This window comes from Cellulomonas sp. P5_C6, assembly GCF_054049635.1.
In genome coordinates, this window is the sequence record NZ_JBFULZ010000152.1 from 1 (window position 1) to 9,893 (window position 9,893).

Genomic DNA, 9,893 nt, shown 5'->3' on the forward strand with positions numbered 1-9,893 from the left:
ACGCCAGCGTCCCGGCGTCCGGCAGCCGGACCGGCGACGGCTCGGCCTCCCGATAGCAGCGGTCCACGACGTGCGCCGCCCCGAGCCCGGGCACGGCGAGCAGCTCGGCCAGGGCCCGGCGCAGGGAGGTCTCGCCCGCCACGTCGACGTCCTCGCCGGGGAGCTGGGCGAGGACCGTGGTGACCAGCCGCCGCACGTCCGCCTCGGGCTCCCCGGTGCCGAGCACGGCGCCGTGCAGGTCGGTCAGCACGGGCCGTCCGTCGGGCCGGACGACGACGGCCGACGCCGTCACCGCGGAGTGCGTGAGTCCCACGCCGTGGAGGGCGCCGAGCGCGCCCGCGACCGGGATCGCGACGGTGGCGGCCTCGCCGTCGGCCAGCGGCGCCCTCGCTCCGCGGATCTGCGCGAGCGTGGGCCCGTCCACGTGCTCGACCACCAACCCCAACCGGCCCGGCGACAGCTCGGTCAGGTCCAGGAGCTGCGCGAGGTGCTCGTGCCGGACCCCGCGCAGCCGGGCGACCCGCGCCACCAGCTCGTCGTCGGCCACCGCGGGCACGACGTGCAGCTCGACCAACCGCCCGGAGGCGTCGGCCGCCAACCAGCCGGCGCCCACCACGTCGACGCACCGGAACCCGGCCCGGTCGAGGGCCGCCTGCACGTCGGCCGGCACGAGGAACCTGTCCATGCCGGACATCCAAGACCGCCGGGCGGGAGCCCGTCGGCGGTCGTCCACAGGCCCCTCAGGCCAGGAGGACCACCCGGCGCTCGGCGGCGGACACCAGCGCGGCGTCCAGCACCCGGGCCGTCCGCGCCGCATCGGCGGGGTCGACGGGCGGAGGTCCGCCGTCCACCACCCACCGGACGACCGCACGGTAGATGTCGGCGTGACCACCGGCGGCCCGCGGGACCGGCCGACGGTCGGCGCCGCGTACCAGCCAGCCCTCGTGCACCGGCTCGCCGGGCCGACGGGTCTCCTCGTAGGCGTCGTCCAGGGCACCGAACGGCGTCGGCTCCCCCTCGAAGCTGGTCACCAGGAAGGCGCCGCCGTCCCCCAGCACCCGCGTGCGCGGCCCTGGCGCCCCGACGACGGAGCCCGCCTGCAGGTGGCTGACCACGCCGTTGTCGGCGTGCACGAGGGCGAGGAACACGTCGTCGACTGCCGGGGTCGTCCGCGCGTGCAGCTCGGCGTAGACCTGGGTGACCGGTCCGAACAGCTGCACCGCCGAGTCGACCAGGTGGGCCCCGAGGTCGAGCAGCAGACCGCCCGCGTCGGGGTCGTTCTCCTTCCAGCGGTCCTGCGGCACGGGTCGGAACCTCTCCCAGCGGCGCTCGAACCGGTGCACGGTCCCGAGCTCGCCGCTCGCGAGCACGTCGAGCAGGGTGAGCTGCTCGGGGTCCCACCGGCGGTTCTGGAAGACCGTGAGCCGGCCGTCGGCCCGATCGGCCAGCGCCTGGGCGTCGGCGGCGCTGGTGGCCAGGGGCTTGTCGACGAGCACGTGCAGGCCGGCGTCCAGGGCGGCGGCGACGTGCGCGACGTGCTCCCCCGTCGGGCTGGCGACGACGACGAGGTCGAGCTCGTCGGCGTGCGCGAGCAGCGACTCCAGGTCGGGGACGACGACGGCGCCGGGCCAGTCCTGCTCGACCTGGGCCGCGCGGCTGCGCGTGACCACGCAGGTCACCTGCTGTCCCGCCTCGCGCAGCAGCCGGGCGTGGATCCCCCGGCCCGCTCCCCCGTACCCGACCAGTCCGACGCGCAGCGACTCCATGCGGCTCACTCTAGGTCGGGCGCGGGCTCCGGCTTGCGGGACAGCTTGCTGGGCCACCACGTGGGGCGCCCGACGTCGTGGACCAGGGCCGGCACCAGCAGGCTGCGCACCACGAGCGTGTCCAGCAGCACGCCGAACGCGACGATGAAGGCGATCTGCGCGAGGAACAGCAGCGGGATGACCCCCAGTGCGGCGAACGTCGTGGCCAGCACCACGCCCGCGGACGTGATGACGCCGCCGGTCACCGCGAGCCCCCGGACCACACCGGCCCGGGTGCCGACCTTCTCCGACTCCTCCCGGACCCGCGTCATCAGGAAGATCGAGTAGTCGACGCCCAGCGCGACGAGGAAGACGAACGCGAACAGCGGCACGACGGGGTCGGCGCCGGCGAAGTGGAACACGTGGTTGAAGAAGATCGCGGCCACCCCGAGCGACGCGGCGAACGAGAGCACGTTGGCCACCAGCAGCAACGCCGACGCGACGATCGACCGCAGCAGGAACATGAGGATCAGGCCGATCACCAGCAGCACGACCGGCACGATGACGCGCAGGTCCCGCTCGCTGGCCAGCTGGGTGTCGAGAGTCTCGGCAGCGGCGCCACCGACGACGACGGTCGGGCTGACCTCGTGCACGGCGGTCCGCAGGTCCTCGACGGTCGCGACCGCCGCCTGGGTGTCCGCGGACGCCGTGGTCGTCACGTCGAGGCGCACGCGCCCGTCGACCACCAGGGGCGGGGCGTCGGTGGCCGGCGCGCCCGACGGAGCGCCCGTGTAGGGCGTCACGGTGTCCACACCGTCGACCCCCTCGGCGGCCGCGGTGACGGCGTCCACGTCGRCCTCGTCGACGATCACGATCGCGGGCTGCACCGCGCCGGCCGGGAAGTGGTCGGCCAGGACGGCCTCCCCCGAGACGGCGTCGACGTCGGTGAGGAAGATGTCGACCTGGCTGGTCCCGGACGCATTCAGGGTGGGCAGGAACGCAGCCCCGGCGGCCAGGACGAGCGCCGTGACCACCCAGACCGTCCGGTCGCGGCGCCCGACGAAGCGCGCGAGCCGCGCCCAGACGCCGGTGCCCGCGGCGGGGTCGAGCACCTCGGTCGCGGTGACGGCGTCGGCGCGCGGGGCCCGGGGCCAGAACAGGACGCGGGAGTGCTTGCCGAACACCAGCAGCAGCGCCGGCAGCAGGGTGAGGGCGCCGAGCAGGGCGGACGCGATGCCGATCGCCGCCACCGGGCCCAGGCTCCGGTTGGACCCGAGGTCCGACAGCAGCAGGCAGAGCACACCGGCGATGACCGTGCCGGCGCTGGCGGCGATGGGCTCGACGCACGCCCGCAGCGCGCGCCGCATGGCCGTCGCGGGGTGCTCGACGTGGTGGAGCTCTTCCCGGTATCTCGCGACGAGCAGCAGGGCGTAGTCCACCGAGGCGCCGACCACGAGGATCGACAGGATGCCCTGGGACTGCCCGTTGAGGACCAGCGTGCCGTTCGCGGCCAGGTGGTAGATCACGAGCCCGGCGAGGCAGAGCGCGAACACGGCCGTGAGGATGACGACGAACGGCAGGAACGGGGACCGGTAGACGATGGCGAGGATGAGCAGCACGGCACCCAGCGCGACGAGGAGGAGCACGCCGTCGATGCCGCCGAAGGCCGTGACCAGGTCGGCGACGAACCCCGCGGGGCCCGTCACCCACGCGTTCAGCCCGAGGTCGCCGGCCGTCGTGGCCGTCGCGCCCAGGTCCTCGTCGAGCGACGCCCGCAGCGCGAGCACGAACGAGTCGGTCACGCCCTCGTCGTCGGCCAGCAGCTGGTCGGCCTTGGCGCCGTCGAGCGAGAACGCGACGAGGATCGCCTGCCCGTCCTCGGCGGGGACCACCGCCGGCTGGCCCACGAGGTAGTCGGACCAGGTGCCCTCGTTCCCCGCGGGCAGCGGCTGGTCGGGCACACCCGCYGCCCAGCCCTGCACGGCGGTGAGCTGCTCGGGCGTGACGTCGCCGCCGTCCTCCGGCTGCAGGACCACGAGCGCCGGTAGGGTCTCGGTGTCGACGAAGCCCTTGCTCTCCTGCGCCGCCTGGGTGGACTCGGCCGACGACGGAAGGAACGCCGAGGCGTCGTTCGTCTGGACCTGCGAGAGCTTGCCCTGCGCCATCCCCCCGACCGCGCCGATGCCCAGCCAGACCACCAGGGCGACGGCGACGAGGACGGAGCGGACGATCGTCGCGCGGCGATTACTCAGCATGCTGAGTATCATTGGGGAGGAAGCTCCGAACAGCAAACGGGAGGCGTGATCGTGGAGCACGAGGATCGACAGCCCGCCGTCGACCCCGCCTCTCCCGATCCCGCGCACTGGCCCGTCGGCCGCCTCCTGTCCGCCGCGGCCCGCCGGGTCGAACGGGACTGGAACGCCCACCTGGCCACCTGGGACCTCAACCACGCGAGCCTGCCCGTCCTGGTGCACCTGGTCCGGTCCCCGATGTCCCAGCGCGAGCTCGCCGCCGCGTGCGGCGTGACCGAGCAGACGATGAGCCGCGTCCTGGCGCGGATGGAGCGCACCGGCTACATCACGCGGACCCCGCACGCCGAGGACCGCCGTCGCCACGTCATCACGATCACCGACGCCGGCCGCGCCGCCCTGGCCGTCGCGGCCGACCGCGAGCTCGCCGAGGCGCTGGTCACCCGGGGGCTCACCGCCGAGCAGACCGAGCAGCTGCGCCGGCTGCTCGCGCTCGTGGCCCGCCCCGACCAGGACGCGGGCTAGCCTGACGGGCATGCGGTTCGACGAGCTGGACCTCGGCACACGCCTGCTCCCCTACGAGCCCACGTGGCAGCTGCAGCGCGACGTGCACGCCGCCGTCGCGGACGGCACGCGCGAGGACGTCGTGCTGCTGTGCGAGCACGAGGACGTCTACACGGCCGGTCGCCGGACGGCGTCGTGGGACCGCCCGGTCGACGGCACCCCCGTGGTCGACGTGGACCGCGGCGGCCGCATCACGTGGCACGGGCCGGGACAGCTGGTCGGCTACCCCATCGTGAGGCTGGCCACGCCCATCGACGTCGTCCGCTACGTGCGGGTGCTCGAGGAGGCGCTGATCCGGACGTGTGCCGACCTCGGACTGAGGGCGGTCCGCGTGGACGGCCGCAGCGGGGTCTGGTTCGCGGCCGACGAGGAGCGCGGGCTGCGCGAGCGCAAGGTCGCGGCGATCGGCGTGCGCGTCTCGCGGGGCGTGACCATGCACGGGTTCGCGCTGAACTGCGAGCCCGACCTCGCCGCGTTCGACCGCATCGTGCCCTGCGGGATCACCGACGCCGACGTGACGTCCCTGTCGGTCGAGACCGGCCGTCGAGTGACCATCGCCGAGGTCACGCCGCTCGTGCGCGCGCACCTCGTCGAGACCCTCGTCCCGATCATCGAGGGCCGGCCCGCCGTCGCGACGGTGTGACGCGCACCTCCCCCCGCAGCCGACGCGTCCCGCGCGGGTTAGTCTGACCGGCGTGACGATCGCAGCCGATGGCCGCCGCATGCTCCGCATCGAGGCGCGCAACGCCGAGACCCCGATCGAGCGCAAGCCGGAGTGGATCCGCACGCGCGCGACGATGGGCCCCGAGTACACCGAGCTCAAGGGCCTGGTGAAGCGCGAGGGCCTCAACACGGTGTGCGAGGAGGCCGGCTGCCCCAACATCTTCGAGTGCTGGGAAGACCGCGAGGCCACCTTCCTCATCGGCGGCGACCAGTGCACCCGGCGCTGCGACTTCTGCCAGATCGACACGGGCAAGCCCGCCGCGTTCGACGCCGACGAGCCCCGCCGTGTGGCGGCGTCCGTGCAGGCCATGGGCCTGAAGTACTCGACCGTCACGGGCGTCGCGCGCGACGACCTGCCCGACGGCGGCGCGTGGCTGTACGCCGAGACGGTCCGCCAGATCCACGCGGTGAACCCCGGGACCGGCGTCGAGCTGCTCATCCCCGACTTCAACGCGACCCCCGAGCTGCTGGCCGAGGTCTTCTCCTCGCGGCCCGAGGTGCTGGCACACAACCTCGAGACCGTGCCCCGGATCTTCAAGCAGATCCGCCCCGGCTTCCGCTACGACCGGTCCCTGTCGGTGATCACGGCCGCCCGCGAGGCCGGCCTGGTCACCAAGTCCAACCTGATCCTGGGCATGGGCGAGACCACCGAGGAGGTCGTCGAGGCCCTCGGTCAGCTGCACGAGGCCGGCTGCGACCTCATCACGATCACGCAGTACCTGCGCCCGTCGGTGYGGCACCACCCCGTCTCCCGCTGGGTGCGGCCGGAGGAGTTCGTCGAGCTGTCGCAGGAGGCCGAGCGCCTCGGGTTCCTGGGCGTCATGTCCGGCCCGCTGGTCCGCTCGTCGTACCGCGCCGGCCGACTGTGGGGCCAGGCGATGCGCCGCTACGGCCGCCCGATCCCCGAGGCGCTGGCCCACTTCGCCGAGCCGACGACGTCCCGCCAGGAGGCGGCGAGCCTGCTCGCCCGCTGAGCGTCAGAACGGCGCTTCCGGGTCGGTAGACTTCGGGCCCATGGCCCGTGACAACACCCCCGCCGCTGCACCGACCGGCAAGGTCAAGAAGACTCGCTGGTACCACCAGGTGTGGCAGGCGTACCAGATGACCCGGAAGAACGACCCTGCGGTCACGTGGATCGTGCTGGCGGTGTTCTTCGGCATCATCGTCGTCGGGCTCGTCATCGGCCTGCTGATCAACCACTGGGTGTACGTCCTGCTGCTCAGCATCCCGTTCGCGGCGCTGGGCGCGATGTTCATCCTGGCCCGCCGGGCCGAGACGGCCGCCTACACCCAGATCGAGGGCCAGCCCGGTGCTGCGTTCGCCGCGCTCGGGACCATCCGCCGCGGCTGGACCTTCACGCAGGAGCCGGTCGCCGTGGACCCGCGCACGCAGGACATGGTGTTCCGCGGCGTCGGCAAGCCTGGCGTCGTCCTGGTGGGCGAGGGCCCCGCGCCGCGCATCGCCAAGCTCCTCGAGTCCGAGCGCAAGCGCACCGCCCGGGTCATCTCCGGCGCCCCGATCACCCTGATCCAGGTGGGCGACGGCGAGGGCCAGGTGCCGCTGCGCAAGCTGCCGCGCGAGGTCCAGAAGCTGCGCGGGAAGCTCACCAAGGCGGAGATCTCCGAGGTCAGCAAGCGCCTCACCGCGCTCGGCGGCATCAAGCTCCCGGTGCCGAAGGGCGTCGACCCGATGCGCGCCCGCCCCGACCGCAAGGGCATGCGCGGGCGCTGACGTCCGGCCATGCTGGACGGGCGCTGGAACCACAACACGCACTATCACCGCCTCGCGCTCGAGCGGGCGCCCGGTGGCCACCTGATCGTCGTCGGCCTCGCCCGGGTCGCCGGCCCGGACGACGCGGCCTTCAGCCTGGCGGCCGTACCCGCGGCCGCCGTCGCGGACCGGGTGCGCGGCCACTGGGAGCACGGCGCACCCGTGCGGGATCCCGAGCACACCTACGCCGACGTGCGCACGACCGCGGCGGTCGTCCTTCCCGGGGCACGCTGGCGCAGGCGGCTGTACTGGCGCTACAGCCTGGTCTGGCGCGCGCCGGCCTGACGGTTCAGCGCCGGACGATGGCCGTCCCGGCGACCCGGTCGTGCAGCCCGCGCCCGTCCGAGTCCCAGACCACCGCAGGGATCACCAGGCACAGGAGGAGAGTGCGGACGAGGGCGCTGAGGAACCCCGGCGCCGCGGTCGCCCACACGGGATCCACCTGCTGCCCGGGGAAGACGCGCCGGACGCGCAGACCCAGCAGCCGGTGGCCCAGGGTGAACCCGATCGAGCCCACCAGCAGCACGTTCTCGAGCGCGAAGATGCCCAGCGTGGCCAGCGAGTTGCCGCGGGTCAGGAGGAACGCGTCGGGGTCCGCGGCGAAGAAGGCGCCGGAGATCAGCAGGCACGCCAGCCAGTCGATGGCCAGCGCGACGACGCGCCGGCCGAGGGGCGCGAGCGAGCCACGGCCCGAAGTACTCAGGCCGAGCCTGGTCCCCCGGTCGGGGCCGCCCGGGGTGCCCTCGAGCCACGAGCTGATGTCCCGACGATCTGCCACCCGAGCAGGGTAGGCGACCAGCCCGCCGCATCATGCACAGCAAGCCGGAGCGAGACAGCAATGCACCGGAAACATGCCCGGCATCGCGGGTTCGTAGGTTGACCCCACTTGCTCCGCTGATCCACGCCGGAGCGTCGAGCCGTCTGCCCGAGGGGTCTTCATGAGCGGGAACGCTGTGCGTCGCGAGGCGATCTGGAACGTCGAGGCCTACGTGCCCCCGGCCGTCAGCTTCAGCGAGGCCGAGGCCCCCGGCGAGATCTTCGGCCAGAACGTCTTCAGCAAGTCGGTCATGCAGAAGAGGCTCCCCAAGCTGGTCTACAAGTCGGTCATCGCCACGATCGAGCACGGCGCCACCCTGGACCCGGCGGTCGCCGACGCGGTCGCCTCGGCGATGAAGGACTGGGCGCTGGAGAAGGGTGCGACGCACTACGCGCACGTCTTCTACCCGCTGACCGGCCTCACGGCGGAGAAGCACGACAGCTTCTTCGAGCCGGTGGGCGACGGCACGTCGCTGGCCGAGTTCGCCGGCAAGACCCTGGTCCAGGGCGAGCCCGACGCGTCGAGCTTCCCCAACGGCGGCCTGCGCAACACGTTCGAGGCCCGCGGCTACACCGGCTGGGACGTCACCAGCCCCGCGTACATCCTCGAGAACCCCAACGGGAACACGCTGTGCATCCCGACGGTGTTCGTCTCGATGACAGGCGAGGCCCTCGACCACAAGACTCCCCTGCTCCGCTCGCAGCAGGCCATGGGCGAGCACGCGGCGCGGATCCTGGCGCTGTTCGGCCACGAGAACCAGAAGGTCGTCGCGTTCTGCGGGCCCGAGCAGGAGTACTTCCTGGTCGACCGGCACTTCTTCCTGTCCCGCCCGGACCTGCTCAACGCGGGCCGCACGCTGTTCGGCACCAAGCCGCCGAAGGGCCAGGAGTTCGACGACCACTACTTCGGGGCCATCCCGGACCGCGTGCTGGGCTTCATGATGGACACGGAGCGCGAGCTGTTCAAGCTCGGCATCCCCGCCAAGACCCGCCACAACGAGGTCGCCCCCGGGCAGTTCGAGATCGCGCCCATGTTCGAGCGCGGCAACCTCGCGGCCGACCACCAGCAGCTGCTCATGACGACGTTCAAGACGATCGCCAAGAAGCACGGCATGGAGTGCCTGTTCCACGAGAAGCCGTTCGCGGGCGTCAACGGGTCGGGCAAGCACGTGAACTTCTCGCTCGGCAACAGCGAGCTCGGGTCGCTGCTGGTGCCCGGCGACACCCCGCACGACAACGCCCAGTTCCTCGTCTTCTGCGCCGCCGTCATCCGCGCCGTGCACAAGTACGCGGGCCTGCTGCGCGCCTCGGTCGCGTCGGCGACGAACGACCACCGCCTGGGCGCCAACGAGGCTCCCCCGGCGATCATCTCGATCTTCCTCGGCGACCAGCTGGCCGACGTGTTCGAGCAGATCGCCAAGGGTGCGGCCACGTCGTCCAAGGGCAAGGGCGTCATGCACATCGGCGTCGACACGCTCCCGGTGCTGCCGACCGACCCGGGCGACCGCAACCGGACCAGCCCGTTCGCCTTCACCGGCAACCGGTTCGAGTTCCGCGCGCCGGGTTCCATGCAGACCGTCGCCGGACCCATGACCACGATCAACACGATCATGGCCGACTCGCTCGACTACGCCGCCACCGAGCTCGAGGCCGCGGTCGCCGCCGGCACCGACTTCGACCAGGCCGTGCAGACCCTGCTGACCGACATCATCACGGACCACGGCAACGTGGTGTTCAACGGCGACGGCTACTCCTCGGAGTGGCCCATCGAGGCGGAGCAGCGCGGCCTGGCCAACCTCAAGACCACGCTGGACGCGCTGCCCGAGCTCATCACCGAGCCGGCCATGGAGCTGTTCGAGAAGTACGGCGTCTTCAACCACCGGGAGATGCACAGCCGCTACGAGATCGGGCTCGAGCAGTACGCGCTCACCATCGGCGTCGAGGCCCGGCTCGCCCTCGAGATCGGGACCACGGCGATCCTGCCGGCCGCCGTCCGGCACCAGACCGACGTCGCCCTGAACATCGG

Annotated in this window: 9 protein-coding genes and 1 pseudogene; 6 read left to right on the plus strand and 4 right to left on the minus strand. The window is 72.8% G+C overall.

Annotation, left to right across the window (positions count from 1 at the left end; genetic code table 11):
- From ACXJKG_RS15495 to ACXJKG_RS15505, 3 genes and pseudogenes are all read right to left on the minus strand, one after another.
- Nucleotides 1–685, minus strand: a pseudogene (locus tag ACXJKG_RS15495) (hypothetical protein); the annotation flags it as partial.
- Nucleotides 686–740: 55 nt separating this feature from the next.
- The gene (locus ACXJKG_RS15500) at nucleotides 741–1,766 is read right to left on the minus strand and encodes a Gfo/Idh/MocA family protein (protein ID WP_456846641.1); all 1,026 of its coding nucleotides are present in this window, start codon (nucleotides 1,764–1,766) and stop codon (nucleotides 741–743) included.
- 5 nt (nucleotides 1,767–1,771) lie between these two features.
- Entirely contained in the window at nucleotides 1,772–4,000 is a 2,229-nt protein-coding gene (locus ACXJKG_RS15505) for an MMPL family transporter (RefSeq protein ID WP_456846642.1), read from the minus strand.
- A 51-nt stretch (nucleotides 4,001–4,051) separates the two neighbouring features.
- Between ACXJKG_RS15505 and ACXJKG_RS15510 the strand changes: the two genes are divergently transcribed.
- The 5 genes from ACXJKG_RS15510 to ACXJKG_RS15530 are packed head-to-tail and all read left to right on the plus strand — an operon-like array spanning nucleotide 4,052 to nucleotide 7,336.
- Nucleotides 4,052–4,519: a MarR family winged helix-turn-helix transcriptional regulator gene (locus ACXJKG_RS15510; RefSeq protein ID WP_456846643.1), complete on the plus strand. Its 468-nt coding sequence runs from the start codon at nucleotides 4,052–4,054 to the stop codon at nucleotides 4,517–4,519.
- Nucleotides 4,520–4,529: 10 nt separating this feature from the next.
- Entirely contained in the window at nucleotides 4,530–5,201 is a 672-nt protein-coding gene (lipB, locus tag ACXJKG_RS15515; protein WP_456846644.1) for a lipoyl(octanoyl) transferase LipB, read from the plus strand.
- Between the two features lie 52 nt (nucleotides 5,202–5,253).
- Nucleotides 5,254–6,255 carry a lipoyl synthase gene (lipA, locus tag ACXJKG_RS15520; protein ID WP_456846645.1) on the plus strand — a complete coding sequence of 334 codons (1,002 nt, stop codon included), beginning with the start codon at nucleotides 5,254–5,256 and terminating at the stop codon, nucleotides 6,253–6,255.
- A 40-nt stretch (nucleotides 6,256–6,295) separates the two neighbouring features.
- Nucleotides 6,296–7,012, plus strand: coding sequence for a DUF4191 domain-containing protein (locus tag ACXJKG_RS15525; protein WP_456846646.1), 717 nt, complete (start codon nucleotides 6,296–6,298; stop codon nucleotides 7,010–7,012).
- Between the two features lie 9 nt (nucleotides 7,013–7,021).
- A complete protein-coding gene (locus ACXJKG_RS15530) occupies nucleotides 7,022–7,336 on the plus strand; it encodes a hypothetical protein (protein ID WP_456846647.1) in 315 nt (104 codons plus the stop codon).
- A gap of 4 nt (nucleotides 7,337–7,340) precedes the next feature.
- On the opposite strand, the gene ACXJKG_RS15535 is transcribed toward ACXJKG_RS15530, so the two are convergent.
- Entirely contained in the window at nucleotides 7,341–7,829 is a 489-nt protein-coding gene (locus ACXJKG_RS15535) for an RDD family protein (protein ID WP_456846648.1), read from the minus strand.
- 160 nt (nucleotides 7,830–7,989) lie between these two features.
- Here ACXJKG_RS15535 and ACXJKG_RS15540 point away from each other — a divergent pair.
- Nucleotides 7,990–9,893: glutamine synthetase III family protein (locus tag ACXJKG_RS15540; protein ID WP_456846649.1), on the plus strand; the 1,904-nt coding region annotated here is incomplete at its 3' end.

Coding starts and splice junctions, on each gene's coding strand:
- ACXJKG_RS15500 (WP_456846641.1), bottom strand. CDS start 1,766: ATGGAGTCGCTGCGCGTCGGACTGGTCGGGTACGGGGGAGCGGGCCGG.
- lipB (WP_456846644.1), top strand. CDS start 4,530: ATGCGGTTCGACGAGCTGGACCTCGGCACACGCCTGCTCCCCTACGAG.
- ACXJKG_RS15525 (WP_456846646.1), top strand. CDS start 6,296: ATGGCCCGTGACAACACCCCCGCCGCTGCACCGACCGGCAAGGTCAAG.
- ACXJKG_RS15530 (WP_456846647.1), top strand. CDS start 7,022: ATGCTGGACGGGCGCTGGAACCACAACACGCACTATCACCGCCTCGCG.